Genomic DNA, 19,692 nt, shown 5'->3' on the forward strand with positions numbered 1-19,692 from the left:
TTATTTTCAAAGATATTACTGCTAAGTGTAAAACGAAAATCATCATTGATAGCATCGAATTACTTAATGGAATGTAGACGTTTTAGTCATTAATTGCTGAATAAGTGTTAATAATATGCCAATATCACTCTTTGTATAAGGCTCCTTTGTAATAGCACATATCGTTCTTTTTAATTCAGTATGATCTAATTTTATATCTATCCATGATTTAGATTCTGGTAAATGTATATTTTGTGATGAAATGATGTAACCTTCTTTTTGACGAAGGAGATACTGCGCAAGTGGTTGGCTACTGATTGTGTATACATCTGATTTAGTAATCTTGCGCAATTGTTTTTTTACAGTTTCGGCAAATGGTGCCAAGCAATAAATATGACTATGCTCAAACTGAATTAATGGTGGGTGTGTCGCCATCGTAATTGGATCGTCTGAAGGCGCATATAAATGATAGTGCTCTTCGAATAAAGGTAGCATATGTAATTGTTTGTGTTTACGTATTTCTGGTGTAAGTTCCGTGAAACCAATGTCTATATTCCCATTTAATACGCTATTTATAATTGTGTCATGTTCTAATAAGCTCGGTATGACATGTGTATCATTTTGTAAATGAAACGTTTGGATAAGTGGTAGTAACATGTGGGATACGTCACTCTCATCATAGCCAATGTAGATACTTTTATTTTTAGTTAATCCATGGCTTTGAAATTGTTCAATCGTGCTATCTAAATGTTCAATAATACGCAGAGCTTCATTAAATAATAATTTCCCTTCAGATGTGAGCGTAATATTGCGTCCTTGCTTTTTAAATAAAGACACATTAAGTTCTTGTTCTAATAATGTAATTTGACGGCTTATCGCTGATTGAGCAATGTTTAGTTCAAGTGCTGTTTCGGAGATATGTTCTCTTTTAGCGACCTCGATAAAATATCTTAATTGTTTAATTTCCATAGCGATATAGGCACCTCCAAAAATGAGTGTTTTGTAACTATTATAGCAATATTATTGATAAATGTTCTATTTTTTAGATGAATATCTTCTATTTTATATATTGAACAGATAAATTTTTTAGATTATAGTAATTATCATTAATAACTAATATCAGAATATTCTAAAAAAGGGGTGTGCATCATGCACAATGAGAAATTAATTAAAGGCTTATATGACTATCGTGAGGAACATGATGCGTGTGGTATTGGTTTTTATGCGAATATGGATAATAAAAGGTCTCACGACATCATTGATAAATCGCTTGAAATGTTGCGACGCTTAGATCATAGGGGCGGGGTCGGCGCAGATGGCATCACTGGTGATGGCGCAGGTATTATGACTGAAATACCTTTTGCATTTTTCAAACAACATGTAACGGACTTTGATATCCCAGGTGAAGGTGAATATGCCGTGGGGTTATTTTTTTCCAAAGAACGCATTTTAGGTTCTGAACATGAAGTAGTTTTTAAAAAATATTTTGAAGGCGAAGGGTTATCAATTCTTGGTTATCGTAATGTACCAGTTAATAAAGATGCCATTGCTAAACATGTAGCAGATACGATGCCAGTCATTCAACAAGTGTTTATTGATATTAGGGACATTGAAGATGTTGAAAAGCGTTTGTTTTTAGCGAGAAAACAATTAGAGTTCTATTCGACTCAGTGCGATTTAGAATTGTATTTTACGAGCTTATCACGCAAAACAATTGTATATAAAGGTTGGTTACGATCAGACCAAATTAAAAAACTCTATACAGATTTATCGGATGATTCATATCAATCAAAGCTAGGTTTAGTGCATTCGAGATTTAGTACGAATACATTCCCGAGTTGGAAAAGGGCACATCCTAACCGTATGTTAATGCATAATGGTGAGATTAACACGATTAAAGGTAATGTAAACTGGATGCGAGCACGCCAACATAAATTAATCGAAACATTATTTGGCGAGGATCAACATAAAGTGTTTCAAATTGTCGATGAGGATGGTAGTGACTCTGCTATTGTAGATAATGCGCTAGAGTTCTTATCGTTAGCCATGGAGCCAGAAAAGGCAGCGATGCTACTCATACCTGAACCTTGGTTATATAATGAAGCGAATGATGCAAATGTACGTGCGTTTTATGAATTTTATAGTTATTTAATGGAACCGTGGGATGGTCCTACAATGATTTCGTTCTGTAACGGTGACAAACTTGGCGCGCTTACAGATAGAAATGGATTACGTCCAGGTCGTTATACGATTACTAAAGATAACTTTATTGTCTTTTCATCTGAAGTGGGTGTTGTGGACGTACCTGAAAGTAATGTTGCTTTTAAAGGTCAATTGAATCCTGGAAAGTTATTGCTTGTTGATTTTAAACAGAATAAAGTCATTGAAAATAATGATTTAAAAGGTGCGATTGCTGGAGAATTACCATATAAAGCGTGGATTGATAACCATAAAGTTGACTTTGATTTTGAAAATATACAATATCAAGATTCGCAATGGAAAGATGAGACGTTATTTAAATTACAACGTCAGTTTGCATACACGAAAGAAGAGATTCATAAGTATATTCAGGAACTTGTAGAAGGTAAGAAGGATCCTATCGGTGCAATGGGATATGATGCGCCAATTGCAGTGTTGAACGAGCGACCAGAATCACTATTTAATTACTTTAAACAGCTGTTTGCACAAGTTACGAATCCACCAATTGATGCGTATCGTGAAAAAATCGTAACGAGTGAACTTTCTTATTTAGGTGGCGAAGGTAACTTACTAGCACCTGACGAAACGGTTTTAGATCGTATTCAATTGAAAAGGCCGGTATTGAATGAATCACACATAGCAGCGATTGATCAGGAACATTTTAAATTAACTTATTTATCAACGGTATATGAAGGGGATTTGGAAGATGCGTTAGAAGCATTAGGCCGAGAAGCAGTGAATGCTGTAAAGCAAGGCGCTCAAATTCTAGTGTTAGATGACAGTGGATTAGTTGATAGCAATGGCTTTGCAATGCCGATGTTACTCGCAATAAGTCATGTGCATCAATTACTTATTAAAGCAGATTTACGTATGTCTACAAGTTTAGTCGCTAAATCTGGTGAGACACGAGAAGTGCATCATGTTGCTTGTTTACTCGCATATGGCGCGAATGCAATTGTGCCATACCTAGCGCAACGTACAGTTGAACAACTGACATTGACAGAAGGGTTACAAGGCACCGTTGTCGATAATGTTAAGACATATACGGATGTATTGTCCGAAGGTGTCATTAAAGTAATGGCTAAGATGGGAATTTCGACAGTGCAAAGTTATCAAGGTGCACAAATATTTGAAGCGATTGGCTTGTCTCATGATGTGATTGATCGTTATTTTACTGGGACACAGTCTAAGTTATCGGGTATTTCGATTGATCAAATTGATGCTGAAAATAAAGCACGTCAACAAAGTGATGATAATTATCTTGCATCAGGTAGTACATTCCAATGGAGACAACAAGGTCAACATCATGCTTTTAATCCGGAATCTATTTTCTTATTGCAGCACGCATGTAAAGAAAATGACTATGCGCAATTTAAAGCATACTCTGAAGCGGTGAACAAAAATAGAACAGATCACATTAGACATTTACTTGAATTTAAAGCATGTACACCGATTGACATCGACCAAGTTGAATCGGTAAGTGACATTGTCAAACGCTTTAATACAGGGGCGATGAGTTATGGATCGATTTCAGCGGAAGCACATGAAACGTTAGCACAAGCCATGAACCAATTAGGTGGAAAGAGTAATAGTGGTGAAGGTGGCGAAGATGCAAAACGTTATGAAGTACAAGTTGATGGAAGCAACAAAGTAAGTGCGATTAAACAAGTTGCTTCTGGACGTTTTGGTGTAACTAGTGATTATTTACAACATGCCAAAGAAATTCAAATTAAAGTTGCGCAAGGTGCAAAGCCTGGTGAAGGTGGTCAATTACCTGGTACTAAGGTATATCCGTGGATTGCGAAGACAAGAGGGTCAACGCCAGGTATCGGTCTGATTTCACCACCGCCACATCATGATATTTATTCAATAGAAGATTTAGCGCAACTGATACATGATTTGAAAAATGCGAATAAAGATGCAGATATCGCGGTAAAATTAGTTTCGAAAACAGGTGTTGGTACCATTGCATCTGGGGTGGCAAAAGCATTTGCAGATAAAATTGTCATCAGTGGTTACGATGGTGGTACAGGGGCTTCACCTAAAACGAGTATTCAGCATGCCGGTGTTCCTTGGGAGATTGGTTTAGCAGAAACACATCAAACATTAAAACTAAATGACTTAAGAAGTCGTGTTAAGTTAGAAACAGACGGTAAGTTATTAACTGGTAAAGATGTAGCGTACGCATGTGCGCTTGGAGCGGAAGAATTTGGATTTGCAACTGCACCATTAGTGGTGTTGGGCTGTATTATGATGCGTGTATGCCATAAAGATACATGTCCAGTAGGAGTTGCAACTCAAAACAAAGATTTACGTGCTTTATATAGAGGTAAAGCACATCATGTTGTTAATTTTATGCATTTTATTGCACAAGAATTAAGAGAAATTTTAGCATCTTTAGGTTTGAAACGTGTAGAAGACTTAGTTGGAAGAACTGATTTATTACAACGATCATCAACATTAAAAGCGAATAGCAAAGCGGCTAGTATTGATGTTGAAAAACTGTTATGTCCTTTCGATGGGCCAAACACAAAAGAAATTCAACAAAATCATAATCTTGAGCATGGATTTGATTTAACAAATTTATATGAAGTAACGAAGCCATATATTGCTGAAGGACGTCGCTATACAGGTAGCTTTACAGTAAATAATGAACAACGTGATGTAGGGGTTATTACAGGTAGTGAGATTTCGAAACAATATGGAGAAGCAGGACTTCCTGAAAATACAATTAATGTTTATACGAATGGTCATGCTGGTCAAAGTCTTGCAGCATATGCACCGAAAGGCTTAATGATTCATCATACTGGAGATGCGAATGACTATGTTGGTAAAGGATTATCTGGTGGTACGGTCATTGTCAAAGCACCTTTTGAAGAACGACAAAATGAAATTATTGCTGGTAACGTCTCATTCTATGGTGCGACAGGTGGTAAGGCATTTATTAACGGTAGTGCAGGAGAAAGATTCTGTATTAGAAATAGTGGTGTAGATGTTGTCGTTGAAGGTATCGGTGACCATGGATTAGAGTACATGACTGGTGGACATGTCATTAATTTAGGAGATGTAGGTAAGAACTTCGGTCAAGGTATGAGTGGTGGTATTGCTTACGTTATCCCGTCTGATGTAGAAGCTTTTGTTGAAAATAATCAACTAGATACACTTTCGTTTACAAAGATTAAACACCAAGAAGAAAAAGCATTCATTAAGCAAATGCTGGAAGAACATGTGTCACACACGAATAGTACGAGAGCGATTCATGTGTTAAAACATTTTGATCGCATTGAAGATGTCGTCGTTAAAGTTATTCCTAAAGATTATCAATTAATGATGCAAAAAATTCATTTGCACAAATCATTACATGACAATGAAGATGAAGCGATGTTAGCTGCATTTTACGATGACAGTAAAACAATCGACGCTAAACATAAACCAGCCGTTGTGTATTAAGGAAAGGGGGAGATACGATGGGTGAATTTAAAGGATTTATGAAGTATGACAAACAGTACTTAGGTGAATTATCACTGGTAGACCGTTTGAAGCATCATAAAGCATATCAACAACGATTTACTAAAGAAGATGCCTCTATCCAAGGTGCGCGATGTATGGATTGTGGAACGCCGTTTTGTCAAACCGGACAACAGTATGGTAGGGAAACAATAGGTTGTCCAATTGGAAACTACATTCCTGAATGGAACGACTTAGTGTATCATCAAGATTTTAAAACTGCTTATGAACGCTTAAGCGAAACAAATAACTTTCCTGACTTTACAGGGCGTGTATGTCCTGCACCATGCGAAAGTGCTTGTGTGATGAAGATTAATAGAGAATCGATTGCGATTAAAGGTATTGAACGCACAATTATTGATGAAGCTTTTGAAAATGGTTGGGTAGCGCCGAAAGTTCCGAGTCGCCGTAGAGATGAAAAAGTGGCAATCGTTGGAAGCGGTCCAGCAGGATTAGCTGCTGCTGAAGAACTTAATCTACTAGGATATCAAGTAACTATTTATGAACGTGCTAGAGAATCAGGCGGTTTATTAATGTATGGTATTCCGAATATGAAACTTGATAAAGATGTGGTTCGACGTCGTATTAAGTTAATGGAAGAAGCGGGCATTACTTTCATTAATGGTGTTGAAGTAGGCGTTGATATTGATAAAGCAACGTTAGAATCTGAGTATGATGCCATTATATTATGTACTGGTGCACAAAAAGGTAGAGATTTACCTTTAGAAGGACGCATGGGTGATGGTATACATTTCGCTATGGATTATTTAACTGAACAAACGCAGCTGTTAAATGGAGAAATTGATGATATAACAATAACTGCAAAAGATAAGAATGTCATTATCATTGGTGCTGGTGATACAGGGGCAGACTGTGTAGCGACAGCATTAAGAGAAAATTGTAAATCGATTGTTCAATTTAATAAATATACGAAATTGCCAGAAGCAATTACATTTACAGAAAATGCATCATGGCCTTTAGCAATGCCGGTGTTTAAAATGGACTACGCGCACCAAGAGTACGAAGCTAAGTTTGGTAAGGAACCACGTGCATATGGTGTTCAAACAATGCGTTACGATGTTGACGATAAAGGACACATACGTGGTTTGTATACTCAAATTTTAGAGCAAGGCGAAAATGGTATGGTCATGAAAGAAGGACCTGAAAGATTTTGGCCTGCTGACCTTGTATTATTATCAATCGGCTTCGAAGGTACAGAACCAACAGTACCGAATGCTTTTAACATTAAAACGGATAGAAATCGAATCGTGGCGGATGATACAAACTATCAAACTAATAATGAAAAGGTATTTGCTGCTGGAGATGCTAGACGTGGTCAAAGTTTAGTTGTATGGGCAATTAAAGAAGGTAGAGGCGTAGCGAAAGCAGTAGATCAGTATTTAGCTAGTAAAGTTTGTGTATAATCTTTGTATGGAAATGGTGGTTACGTTGACGTTGTGTCATGCTGAATCGAGTTTGAAATAATCTAGTATCTATCAACGTCACATGCCATCTTTGTAACCTAAAAACAAAGGTTTGTAAGACAACAAATAGATTAATTATAAGTAGTGATTTTTTACATTCGTTTTATAGGTCAACTGTAGTGGAAGACAATGATTTGTGGTAATCATGTAATGCTTAAAAACAATATTGACTTTTACAGAACGTTCATATATGATAAATATTGTGTTTAGGAGGAATACCCAAGTCCGGCTGAAGGGATCGGTCTTGAAAACCGACAGGGGCTTAACGGCTCGCGGGGGTTCGAATCCCTCTTCCTCCGCCATCAATATTTATATTAAATACTATATATAATGAAGGTAAGTGCTCAAATTTTGAGTATTTACCTTTTTTATTTGTCTTTGAATGACTCGTAATTTTTGATAATAGAAATGATAAGGCATTGAGATTGGAAGGGCATTTGGCTTGTGCAATATACATAGCTAAATGTCTTTTTTGTTTTGTGAAATATGATGGATGGCTTGTGTGGACAAGTTTGCTATTTATAGATATGCATTTTTCAATTTAGGAGTTGGCCATGCATCTACACTTTATAATGGTGAGAGCGTGGTGAGGTATTGTTAATAACGCAATTGTAGCGAGGAGTTATTGCTACATATGTCGTTATGGCCTATTGATTTTCTAAAATAGCTGTATCAGATCATGTGACAAAATAAAAATAATTTGTTGAAAGCCTTTACATAACTTGTCTAGACAAGTTATACTCGTTTTAAGACATTAAGGGAGTGAAATATATGGCTGTAAAAAGAGAAGATGTAAAAGCCATCGTAAGCGCTATTGGGGGAAAAGAAAATCTTGAAGCTGCAACGCATTGTGTAACACGATTACGTTTAGTGCTTAAAGATGAAAGCAAAGTTGATAAAGACGCATTAAGTAATAACGCGTTGGTCAAGGGGCAGTTCAAAGCAGACCATCAATATCAAATTGTCATTGGTCCAGGAACAGTCGATGAAGTGTATAAGCAGTTTATTGATGAAACAGGTGCTCAAGAAGCTTCGAAAGATGAAGCGAAACAAGCAGCTGCGCAAAAAGGGAATCCAGTACAACGTTTGATCAAATTGTTAGGGGATATTTTTATACCAATATTACCTGCGATTGTGACAGCTGGTTTGTTAATGGGGATCAATAATTTACTTACAATGAAAGGTTTATTTGGTCCAAAAGCACTTATTGAGATGTATCCGCAAATTGCTGATATTTCAAACATCATTAATGTGATTGCGAGTACGGCATTTATTTTCTTACCAGCATTAATTGGTTGGAGTAGTATGCGTGTATTTGGTGGTAGTCCGATTCTAGGCATAGTCTTAGGTTTGATTTTAATGCATCCGCAATTAGTATCTCAGTATGATTTGGCAAAAGGGAATATTCCGACGTGGAACTTATTTGGCTTAGAGATTAAGCAGTTGAATTACCAAGGTCAAGTGTTGCCTGTTTTAATTGCAGCTTATGTTCTAGCTAAAATTGAAAAAGGATTAAATAAAGTCGTTCACGATTCGATAAAAATGTTGGTCGTTGGCCCCGTAGCGCTTTTAGTTACTGGATTTTTAGCATTTATTATCATTGGACCAGTTGCGTTATTGATTGGTACAGGTATTACATCTGGTGTTACATTTATATTCCAACATGCAGGATGGCTTGGCGGAGCAATATATGGATTGTTATATGCACCACTTGTAATTACAGGACTACACCATATGTTTTTAGCAGTAGATTTCCAATTGATGGGTAGCAGCTTAGGTGGTACGTACTTATGGCCAATCGTTGCGATTTCCAATATTTGTCAGGGCTCTGCAGCATTTGGAGCATGGTTTGTCTATAAACGTCGTAAAATGGTTAAAGAAGAAGGCTTGGCATTAACATCTTGTATTTCTGGTATGTTAGGTGTTACTGAACCAGCTATGTTTGGTGTGAACTTACCTCTGAAATATCCATTTATCGCTGCGATATCAACATCTTGTGTATTGGGGGCAATCGTTGGTATGAATAACGTACTTGGAAAAGTTGGTGTTGGTGGCGTGCCAGCATTCATTTCAATTCAAAAAGAATTTTGGCCAGTATATCTTATTGTGACAGCTATTGCTATTGTTGTACCATGTATACTAACAATTGTGATGTCTCATTTTAGTAAACAAAAAGCGAAAGAAATTGTTGAAGATTAATAAAATAAAAAAGGGGCGTTCGTTATTTGGACGTCCTTTATTACGTTATAAGGTGGTAATTGTGTGTCGAAAGAAATAGATTGGAGAAAATCCGTTGTATATCAAATTTATCCTAAGTCGTTTAATGATACGACGGGGAATGGTATAGGAGATATCAACGGAATTATAGAAAAATTGGATTATATCAAGTTATTGGGTGTTGATTATATTTGGTTAACACCAGTGTATGAATCACCTATGAATGATAATGGCTATGATATCAGCAATTATTTAGAAATCAATGAAGACTTTGGAACGATGGATGATTTTGAAAAGTTAATCAAAGTTGCTCATCAAAAAGACTTGAAAGTGATGTTAGATATTGTCATTAATCATACGTCGACGGAGCATGAATGGTTTAAAGAAGCCCGTAAATCTAAAGATAACCCTTATAGAGATTATTACTTTTTCAGATCATCTGAAGACGGGCCGCCAACAAATTGGCATTCTAAATTCGGTGGTAATGCATGGAAGTATGATTCTGAGACAGATGAATATTATTTACATTTATTTGATGTCAGTCAAGCTGATTTAAATTGGGATAATCCGGAAGTACGTCAATCGTTATATCGCATAGTCAATCATTGGATAGACTTCGGCGTTGATGGTTTTCGATTTGATGTCATTAACTTAATTTCTAAAGGTGAATTTAAGGACTCTGACAAAATAGGTAAAGAATTTTATACGGATGGTCCTAGAGTGCATGAGTTTCTGCATGAATTAAATCGTCAAACGTTTGGTAACACTGACATGATGACTGTAGGAGAAATGTCTTCGACGACGATTGAAAATTGTATTAAGTATACACAGCCAGAACGTCAAGAATTGAATAGTGTTTTTAATTTTCATCATCTAAAGGTTGATTATGTTGATGGTGAAAAGTGGACAAATGCGAAGCTTGATTTCCATAAGTTAAAGGAAATTCTGATGCAATGGCAACGAGGTATTTATGACGGTGGCGGATGGAACGCGATTTTCTGGTGTAATCATGATCAGCCACGGGTAGTGTCTAGATTTGGTGATGATACGTCGGAAGAAATGAGGATACAAAGTGCTAAAATGTTAGCTATCGCACTGCATATGTTGCAAGGGACGCCATATATTTACCAAGGGGAAGAAATTGGTATGACGGACCCACATTTTACATCAATAGCACAATATCGCGATGTTGAATCGATTAATGCCTACCATCAGTTGTTAAGTGAAGGGCATGCTGAAGCGGATGTATTAGCGATTTTAGGACAGAAGTCACGAGACAATTCGAGAACGCCTATGCAATGGAGTGATGATGTTAATGCTGGATTTACAGCTGGTAAGCCTTGGATTGATATTTCGGAAAATTATCATCAGGTCAACGTTAGACAAGCACTTCAGAATAAAGAGTCTATTTTCTATACGTATCAAAAATTAATACAATTAAGACATACGCATGATATTATTACGTATGGAGACATTGTGCCACGTTTTATGGATCATGATCATTTATTTGTTTATGAACGTCATTATAAGAATCAACAATGGCTAGTAATTGCGAATTTCTCAGCATCGGCTGTTGATTTGCCAGAAGGATTGGCTAGAGAAGGTTGTGTTGTGATTCAAACAGGCACAGTGGAAAATAATACGATAAGCGGGTTTGGTGCAATTGTAATCGAAACAAACGCGTAAAATAAATTGAGTGGATGCGTTTATATGGCGAAACAAAAAAAGTTTATGAAGATTTATGAGGCGTTGAAAGAAGATATATTAAACGGGCAGATTCAATATGGTGAACAAATTCCGTCTGAACATGATTTGGTGCAATTGTACCAGTCATCTCGAGAGACCGTGCGTAAGGCATTAGATTTGTTGGCATTAGACGGCATGATTCAAAAGATTCATGGTAAAGGGTCACTTGTCATTTATCAGGAGGTTACAGAGTTTCCATTTTCTGAACTTGTTAGTTTTAAAGAAATGCAAGAAGAAATGGGCGTCGCATATTTAACTGAAGTTGTTGTGAATGAGGTTGTTGAAGCGCATGAAGTTCCAGAAGTTCAACATGCTTTAAACATCAATTCTAGTGAATCACTCATTCATATTGTTAGAACTCGTCGGCTTAACCAACATGTGAAGATTGTTGATGAAGATTATTTTCTAAAGTCGATTGTTTCAGATATAGGTAATGATGTTGCGAGTGATTCTATTTATGATTATTTGGAAAAGGTATTAAATCTTAATATTAGTTATTCAAGTAAGTCTATTACTTTTGAACCGTTTGATGAACAAGCATATCAATTGTTTGGTGATGTATCGGTGGCTTATTCAGCAACAGTTCGAAGTATTGTGTATTTAGAAAATACAATGCCGTTTCAATATAATATTTCAAAACATCTTGCAAATGAATTTAAATTTAATGACTTCTCAAGACGTCGTATAAAGTAAACAATGATATAAATGATTTATACTTGCAATTAACTATTAAAATATAGTAATATATATCTTGCCGTGCTAGGTGGGGAGGTAGCGGTTCCCTGTACTCGAAATCCGCTTTATGCGAGGCTTAATTCCTTTGTTGAGGCCGTATTTTTGCGAAGTCTGCCCAAAGCACGTAGTGTTTGAAGATTTCGGTCCTATGCAATATGAACCCATGAACCATGTCAGGTCCTGACGGAAGCAGCATTAAGTGGATCATCATATGTGCCGTAGGGTAGCCGAGATTTAGCTAACGACTTTGGTTACGTTCGTGAATTACGTTCGATGCTTAGGTGCACGGTTTTTTATTTTTTAAATATTAAACCGATTATTAAGAGTTGAAAATATATAATTATAGAAGCTACTTTCTTGAAGACAATTCAGCGTATTATACGTGGAACATGTTTGTGGGAAGTAGCTTTTTTAGGTTCTCCACCAAATGTGGTGGGTATATAATTTAAAGAACTATTTTTAAAATACAACTTTTAGAGTTTTTATTATTAGGCGGCCAGTCCATTATTGGGCTTGGTTGTCTTCTTTTTTTCTCCTTTGTACAAGCTGAAAATCATCATTATACGTGCTTTAAAGTTGTTGAAATTTCTGTAACCAAAAGAAATTCGCTTGATTAATTTTATCTTATTATTAATTCCTTCTATAGCACCATTATTAAATGCTGGGTAATAAATTGTATTTCTTAACATCCTTTGATGTTTTCTATAATATTTAACCGCTTTCCATACACCCTTACTCACAGACTTTTTACTAACTGAATTTAAACGATTAATAAATTTAGGCCAATTACATAACCTTAGGTCTTTTCGTAATCCTTGGACAAGTTCGTAGGAGTGTCGTAGTATATCGTCTTTTGAAAGCATGAATTCTACAATGTCAGATGAGCGTTTATAAGCCTTAAAAGATTTATTCCATCTGTATTTACTAAATATGGTTTTACTAGTATCCATCAATAGGACTTTCCAGTTATTCTTAAAAATTGTATAATCAGGTCCTTTTTTATTACGGTATTCATTCATAACTTGTACACGATACTTATTAAGTTCTCTATTTAAATGTTGAACGATATGGAATCTGTCAAAAATAATAGCTGCATTAGGAAATAGGTCGCGAAATAATCGGACATAGGGTTCATACATGTCAATAGTAACCGTCTTAACTTGTTGTCGATTTTTTAAATCGAATCGCTCGAAATAGGCACGCAAGAATCTTGTAGTTCTATTTTCTAAAATATCTATAACATCATGAGTATCATTATCTATAAAAATGAAACTCATTGATCCAGTTACATTTTTAACGCTTTTAAATTCATCCATAGCGATGTGTTCTGGCAAACAATTAAAGGGTTTAATTCGTAATGAATTAGCCGCTTTAGTTCTAATACGACTTACAGTAGATGGAGAGATACAGTTATCTTCTGCAGTATCAATCTCTGTTTTAACTTTAGTAGCTTCTTCTATAACTTTTTGAGTAACACATCTTGAGATAAAACACGACTCATCAACAATTGACGTTTTAGCAGTAAAAGTGCCATTGCATTCTAAGCATTTAAAACGTTGTTTAGCTAAGTTGAGGTATGTGTTATACCCTTGAGTTTTAAGTAAAGTAATACGAGAAACACGCTTACCATGTTTATGAATTTGTCCTTCATTTTTAACTCCACAACAATAACAGGCCGAAGGCTTATACGTTAGTACAGCATTAACCACTGTTGCTTTTTTTCCTTTGATAATGACGTCAATTTCTTGGTTTATATATTTTATATTTTCATCTTTTATTCTTAGTAATTCTAAGGTATCATTACACATAGGCGCACTTGTCTCCTTTAGTTTGGGTTTGGTCACTTTAAATTATAGAGGCAATTGCGCTTTTTGTGTATTAAAAAAAGCAGGAAGTTTTACCTTCCCACCATAAAAGATGAAGAACCCTTTTTTATATGTGAAGTTTGATTCAAGTGAACTCGATGTGCAGTTTGAATGATTTTTGTGTCAATGAAAAGTAAGAAGTTATTATTTGATAATAAAGAAATGATGGTGAAATGAGGGGGAGTATCTTACAATAGAATTATTAATGAGATACGTTATGATTATTGACAATCAAATGCCTACGGAGGACATATGCAAATATATTTAAGTACTTTAACAGAGTTAGATTATGATAAATCTTTAAATAGTATTGAAGAAAGTTTTGATGATAATCCTGAAACGAGTTGGCAAGCACGTGCGAAAGTAAAACATTTAAGAAAATCTCCTTGCTATAATTTTGAATTAGAAGTAATTGCGAAAAATGAAAATAACGATGTCGTTGGACACGTTTTATTAATTGAAGTAGAAATTAATAGTGATGACAAGACGTATTATGGTTTGGCGATTGCCTCTTTATCAGTTCATCCTGAATTACGTGGACAAAAATTAGGTCGTGGATTGGTTCAAGCAGTAGAAGAACGTGCAAAAGCGCAAGAGTATAGTACGGTTGTTGTAGACCATTGTTTTGACTACTTTGAAAAGTTGGGTTATCAAAATGCTGCTGAGCATGACATTAAATTAGAATCTGGTGATGCACCGTTACTTGTAAAATATTTATGGGATAATTTGACGGATGCACCACACGGAATCGTAAAATTTCCAGAACATTTTTATTAATTGTTCATTTAAGAAGTAAAGGTATTATCATGCTATAATGAAAGGTAATTGTTTATGGAGGTGCTAACTTGAATTATCAAGCCTTATATCGTATGTACAGACCCCAAAGTTTCGAGGATGTCGTCGGACAAGAACATGTCACGAAGACATTGCGCAATGCGATTTCGAAAGAAAAACAGTCGCATGCATATATTTTTAGTGGTCCGAGAGGTACGGGAAAAACGAGTATTGCCAAAGTGTTTGCTAAAGCAATCAACTGTTTAAATAGCACTGATGGAGAACCTTGTAATGAATGTCATATTTGTAAAGGCATTACGCAGGGGACTAATTCAGATGTGATAGAAATTGATGCTGCTAGTAATAATGGCGTTGATGAAATAAGAAATATTAGAGACAAAGTTAAATATGCACCAAGTGAATCGAAATATAAAGTTTATATTATAGATGAGGTGCACATGCTAACAACAGGTGCTTTTAATGCCCTTTTAAAGACGTTAGAAGAACCTCCAGCACACGCTATTTTTATATTGGCAACGACAGAACCACATAAAATCCCTCCAACAATCATTTCTAGGGCACAACGTTTTGATTTTAAAGCAATTAGCCTAGATCAAATTGTTGAACGTTTAAAATTTGTAGCAGATGCACAACAAATTGAATGTGAAGATGAAGCCTTGGCATTTATCGCTAAAGCGTCTGAAGGGGGTATGCGTGATGCATTAAGTATTATGGATCAGGCTATTGCTTTCGGCGATGGCACATTGACATTACAAGATGCCCTAAATGTTACGGGTAGCGTTCATGATGAAGCGTTGGATCACTTGTTTGATGATATTGTACAAGGTGACGTACAAGCATCTTTTAAAAAATACCATCAGTTTATAACAGAAGGTAAAGAAGTGAATCGCCTAATAAATGATATGATTTATTTTGTCAGAGATACGATTATGAATAAAACATCTGAGAAAGATACTGAGTATCGAGCACTGATGAACTTAGAATTAGATATGTTATATCAAATGATTGATCTTATTAATGATACATTAGTGTCGATTCGTTTTAGTGTGAATCAAAACGTTCATTTTGAAGTGTTGTTAGTAAAATTAGCTGAGCAGATTAAGGGTCAACCACAAGTGATTGCGAATGTAGCTGAACCAGCACAAATTGCTTCATCGCCAAACACAGATGTATTGTTGCAACGTATGGAACAGTTAGAGCAAGAACTAAAAACACTAAAAGCACAAGGAGTGAGTGTCGCTCCTGCTCAAAAATCTTCGAAAAAGCCTGCGAGAGGCATACAAAAATCTAAAAATGCATTTTCAATGCAACAAATTGCAAAAGTGCTAGATAAAGCGAATAAGGCAGATATCAAATTGTTGAAAGATCATTGGCAAGAAGTGATTGATCATGCCAAAAACAATGATAAAAAATCACTCGTTAGTTTATTGCAAAATTCGGAACCTGTGGCGGCAAGTGAAGATCACGTACTTGTGAAATTTGAGGAAGAGATCCATTGTGAAATCGTCAATAAAGACGACGAGAAACGTAGTAGCATAGAAAGTGTTGTATGTAATATCGTTAATAAAAACGTTAAAGTTGTTGGTGTACCATCAGATCAATGGCAAAGAGTTCGAACGGAATATTTACAAAATCGTAAAAACGAAGGTGATGATATGCCAAAGCAACAAGCGCAACAAACAGATATTGCTCAAAAAGCAAAAGATCTTTTCGGTGAAGAAACTGTACATGTGATAGATGAAGAGTGATACATGACAAGCGATATAATCGTATGTATAATGAAAGAAACATCATTTTATTGATAAATATTTATTGATTTTCAAGGAGGAAATGGAATATGCGCGGTGGCGGAAACATGCAACAAATGATGAAACAAATGCAAAAAATGCAAAAGAAAATGGCTCAAGAACAAGAAAAACTTAAAGAAGAGCGTATTGTAGGAACAGCTGGCGGTGGCATGGTTGCAGTTACTGTAACTGGTCATAAAGAAGTTGTCGACGTTGAAATCAAAGAAGAAGCTGTAGACCCAGATGATATTGAAATGCTACAAGACTTAGTGTTAGCAGCTACTAATGAAGCGATGAATAAAGCTGATGAGCTTACTCAAGAACGTTTAGGTAAACATACTCAAGGCTTAAACATCCCTGGAATGTGATCATAGATGCATTATCCAGAACCTATATCAAAACTTATTGATAGCTTTATGAAATTGCCAGGCATTGGTCCAAAGACAGCCCAACGTCTGGCTTTTCATACCTTAGATATGAAAGAAGACGATGTTGTTCAGTTTGCCAAAGCATTAGTAGATGTTAAGAGAGAATTAACATATTGTAGCGTATGTGGTCACATTACTGAAAATGATCCATGTTATATTTGTGAAGATAAGCAAAGAGATCGTTCAGTTATTTGTGTTGTGGAAGATGACAAAGATGTCATAGCTATGGAAAAAATGAGAGAATACAAAGGTTTATATCACGTTTTACATGGGTCTATTTCGCCTATGGATGGCATTGGACCAGAAGATATTAATATTCCTTCATTGATTGAACGCTTGAAAAACGATGAAGTTAGCGAATTAATCTTAGCTATGAACCCGAACTTAGAGGGGGAATCTACAGCCATGTATATTTCTAGATTAGTTAAGCCTATAGGTATCAAAGTGACGAGATTAGCACAAGGGTTATCGGTAGGTGGCGATTTAGAGTATGCTGACGAAGTAACATTATCTAAAGCAATCGCAGGTAGAACAGAAATGTAATGTCTTCTATTAAACATTTTTGATTTTAATACTATAGTAAGAAAAGTCACAGTGTAATCATTGTGGCTTTTTTTATGGTGTGGTGTGATGTACTACTTTATTTGCGGTGTGGCGGTGGTATGGTTTACCTAGTTTTACTGAGGGATGGGTAATCTTTAGGAAGCAAGCCGTTGGTTGTGATTTGTTACTTCTAATAGTAATGATGTGAATTGGATTATCGAATTAGATCTATGGTTATGGTGTGTTGGTGCTATTAATTTGATAAATGCGGTTAATGACTATGCAAATGAAATTCTTTTGTAATTGAAATGATAGATGCTGGCTTAGTAAGTTGTACTTCTTTGGTCTAAAGCTTATTAAATCAGCCTGTATAGCGGTGTTTTGAGAGATTATTTAAAACTTGTAAATTTATTTTTAATTTCTGGTAAAAAAATAACGTTCTGTTTTGCGGTTTTTTTGATTGATATGGTTAGAGAAAAATCTGTTTCTTGTTCTAAAAAACGTACTATTTATAAGTGGGGATCTTTTTAAGTTCGATTTTTAGGATAAGGGCGTTCAGTACAGATGACAAAGGTGTAATTTTTACTGTTGTTAAGCAGTTTGAAAGCCTGTATAGTATTTATTTGTTGAGGCAAACAAAACAATTCAACTTAAGAAATAACTTGAATTACTAACGAAAATTAATTTTAAAAAGTTGTTGACTTAAATGTTAATAAAATGTATAATTAATTCTTGTCGGTAAGAAAAATGAACATTGAAAACTGAATGACAATATGTCAACGTTAATTCCAAAAAACGTAACTATAAGTTACAAACATTATTTAGTATTTATGAGCTAATCAAACATCATAATTTTTATGGAGAGTTTGATCCTGGCTCAGGATGAACGCTGGCGGCGTGCCTAATACATGCAAGTCGAGCGAACGGACGAGAAGCTTGCTTCTCTGATGTTAGCGGCGGACGGGTGAGTAACACGTGGATAACCTACCTATAAGACTGGGATAACTTCGGGAAACCGGAGCTAATACCGGATAATATTTTGAACCGCATGGTTCAAAAGTGAAAGACGGTCTTGCTGTCACTTATAGATGGATCCGCGCTGCATTAGCTAGTTGGTAAGGTAACGGCTTACCAAGGCAACGATGCATAGCCGACCTGAGAGGGTGATCGGCCACACTGGAACTGAGACACGGTCCAGACTCCTACGGGAGGCAGCAGTAGGGAATCTTCCGCAATGGGCGAAAGCCTGACGGAGCAACGCCGCGTGAGTGATGAAGGTCTTCGGATCGTAAAACTCTGTTATTAGGGAAGAACATATGTGTAAGTAACTGTGCACATCTTGACGGTACCTAATCAGAAAGCCACGGCTAACTACGTGCCAGCAGCCGCGGTAATACGTAGGTGGCAAGCGTTATCCGGAATTATTGGGCGTAAAGCGCGCGTAGGCGGTTTTTTAAGTCTGATGTGAAAGCCCACGGCTCAACCGTGGAGGGTCATTGGAAACTGGAAAACTTGAGTGCAGAAGAGGAAAGTGGAATTCCATGTGTAGCGGTGAAATGCGCAGAGATATGGAGGAACACCAGTGGCGAAGGCGACTTTCTGGTCTGTAACTGACGCTGATGTGCGAAAGCGTGGGGATCAAACAGGATTAGATACCCTGGTAGTCCACGCCGTAAACGATGAGTGCTAAGTGTTAGGGGTTTCCGCCCCTTAGTGCTGCAGCTAACGCATTAAGCACTCCGCCTGGGGAGTACGACCGCAAGGTTGAAACTCAAAGGAATTGACGGGGACCCGCACAAGCGGTGGAGCATGTGGTTTAATTCGAAGCAACGCGAAGAACCTTACCAAATCTTGACATCCTTTGACAACTCTAGAGATAGAGCTTTCCCCTTCGGGGGACAAAGTGACAGGTGGTGCATGGTTGTCGTCAGCTCGTGTCGTGAGATGTTGGGTTAAGTCCCGCAACGAGCGCAACCCTTAAGCTTAGTTGCCATCATTAAGTTGGGCACTCTAAGTTGACTGCCGGTGACAAACCGGAGGAAGGTGGGGATGACGTCAAATCATCATGCCCCTTATGATTTGGGCTACACACGTGCTACAATGGACAATACAAAGGGCAGCGAAACCGCGAGGTCAAGCAAATCCCATAAAGTTGTTCTCAGTTCGGATTGTAGTCTGCAACTCGACTACATGAAGCTGGAATCGCTAGTAATCGTAGATCAGCATGCTACGGTGAATACGTTCCCGGGTCTTGTACACACCGCCCGTCACACCACGAGAGTTTGTAACACCCGAAGCCGGTGGAGTAACCTTTTAGGAGCTAGCCGTCGAAGGTGGGACAAATGATTGGGGTGAAGTCGTAACAAGGTAGCCGTATCGGAAGGTGCGGCTGGATCACCTCCTTTCT

At 36.7% G+C, this 19,692-nt stretch carries 13 protein-coding genes, 1 tRNA gene, 1 rRNA gene and 1 other RNA gene; 13 read left to right on the forward strand and 3 right to left on the reverse strand.

Annotated elements, in window-relative coordinates; all coding sequences use genetic code 11:
• Positions 1-63 precede the first annotated feature (63 nt).
• Positions 64-948: a glutamate biosynthesis transcriptional regulator GltC gene (gene gltC / locus KI230_RS02175; protein ID WP_000403916.1), complete on the reverse strand. Its 885-nt coding sequence runs from the start codon at positions 946-948 to the stop codon at positions 64-66.
• Positions 949-1,128: 180 nt separating this feature from the next.
• Between gltC and gltB the strand changes: the two genes are divergently transcribed.
• From gltB to ffs, 7 genes are all read left to right on the forward strand, one after another.
• Complete coding sequence (gene gltB / locus KI230_RS02180; protein WP_045177109.1) at positions 1,129-5,628, forward strand: glutamate synthase large subunit; 4,500 nt, start codon at positions 1,129-1,131, stop codon at positions 5,626-5,628.
• A gap of 17 nt (positions 5,629-5,645) precedes the next feature.
• Positions 5,646-7,109 (forward strand): glutamate synthase subunit beta, encoded by a 1,464-nt coding sequence (locus KI230_RS02185; protein WP_000503583.1) that lies wholly within the window; start codon positions 5,646-5,648, stop codon positions 7,107-7,109.
• A 269-nt stretch (positions 7,110-7,378) separates the two neighbouring features.
• Positions 7,379-7,471: transfer RNA gene (locus KI230_RS02190), tRNA-Ser, on the forward strand.
• Positions 7,472-7,940: 469 nt separating this feature from the next.
• The gene (gene treP, locus KI230_RS02195) at positions 7,941-9,368 is read left to right on the forward strand and encodes a PTS system trehalose-specific EIIBC component (protein WP_000279365.1); all 1,428 of its coding nucleotides are present in this window, start codon (positions 7,941-7,943) and stop codon (positions 9,366-9,368) included.
• Between the two features lie 63 nt (positions 9,369-9,431).
• Complete coding sequence (treC, locus tag KI230_RS02200) at positions 9,432-11,072, forward strand: alpha,alpha-phosphotrehalase (protein WP_045177114.1); 1,641 nt, start codon at positions 9,432-9,434, stop codon at positions 11,070-11,072.
• Positions 11,073-11,096: 24 nt separating this feature from the next.
• Entirely contained in the window at positions 11,097-11,825 is a 729-nt protein-coding gene (treR, locus tag KI230_RS02205; RefSeq protein WP_001118675.1) for a trehalose operon repressor, read from the forward strand.
• Positions 11,826-11,886: 61 nt separating this feature from the next.
• Positions 11,887-12,156, forward strand: an RNA gene (gene ffs, locus KI230_RS02210) — signal recognition particle sRNA large type.
• Positions 12,157-12,235: 79 nt separating this feature from the next.
• Here the strand turns inward: ffs and KI230_RS13735 are convergent.
• Together KI230_RS13735 and KI230_RS02215 are read right to left on the reverse strand one after the other, a co-directional pair.
• Positions 12,236-12,337: a hypothetical protein gene (locus KI230_RS13735; protein WP_234741199.1), complete on the reverse strand. Its 102-nt coding sequence runs from the start codon at positions 12,335-12,337 to the stop codon at positions 12,236-12,238.
• A gap of 18 nt (positions 12,338-12,355) precedes the next feature.
• The gene (locus tag KI230_RS02215; protein WP_001808146.1) at positions 12,356-13,675 is read right to left on the reverse strand and encodes an ISL3-like element IS1181 family transposase; all 1,320 of its coding nucleotides are present in this window, start codon (positions 13,673-13,675) and stop codon (positions 12,356-12,358) included.
• A gap of 309 nt (positions 13,676-13,984) precedes the next feature.
• On the opposite strand from KI230_RS02215, the gene KI230_RS02220 reads away from it, so the two are divergent.
• The 6 genes from KI230_RS02220 to KI230_RS02245 all read left to right on the forward strand — a co-directional run bounded on the left by KI230_RS02220 (position 13,985) and on the right by KI230_RS02245 (position 19,690).
• Positions 13,985-14,509, forward strand: a complete 525-nt coding sequence (locus KI230_RS02220; RefSeq protein WP_001167828.1) for a GNAT family N-acetyltransferase — start codon at positions 13,985-13,987, stop codon at positions 14,507-14,509.
• 68 nt (positions 14,510-14,577) lie between these two features.
• Positions 14,578-16,275, forward strand: a complete 1,698-nt coding sequence (gene dnaX / locus KI230_RS02225; RefSeq protein WP_001109040.1) for a DNA polymerase III subunit gamma/tau — start codon at positions 14,578-14,580, stop codon at positions 16,273-16,275.
• Between the two features lie 89 nt (positions 16,276-16,364).
• The gene (locus KI230_RS02230) at positions 16,365-16,682 is read left to right on the forward strand and encodes a YbaB/EbfC family nucleoid-associated protein (protein WP_001213992.1); all 318 of its coding nucleotides are present in this window, start codon (positions 16,365-16,367) and stop codon (positions 16,680-16,682) included.
• Positions 16,683-16,688: 6 nt separating this feature from the next.
• Positions 16,689-17,285 carry a recombination mediator RecR gene (gene recR, locus KI230_RS02235; RefSeq protein ID WP_000559156.1) on the forward strand — a complete coding sequence of 199 codons (597 nt, stop codon included), beginning with the start codon at positions 16,689-16,691 and terminating at the stop codon, positions 17,283-17,285.
• Between the two features lie 204 nt (positions 17,286-17,489).
• Positions 17,490-17,588 (forward strand): hypothetical protein, encoded by a 99-nt coding sequence (locus KI230_RS02240; RefSeq protein ID WP_001791812.1) that lies wholly within the window; start codon positions 17,490-17,492, stop codon positions 17,586-17,588.
• Positions 17,589-18,139: 551 nt separating this feature from the next.
• Positions 18,140-19,690 (forward strand): 16S ribosomal RNA (locus KI230_RS02245).
• Positions 19,691-19,692 lie beyond the last annotated feature (2 nt).

It is taken from the genome of Staphylococcus sp. MZ3 (assembly GCF_018622755.1).
GTDB classification, from domain to species: Bacteria; Bacillota; Bacilli; order Staphylococcales; family Staphylococcaceae; genus Staphylococcus; species Staphylococcus aureus.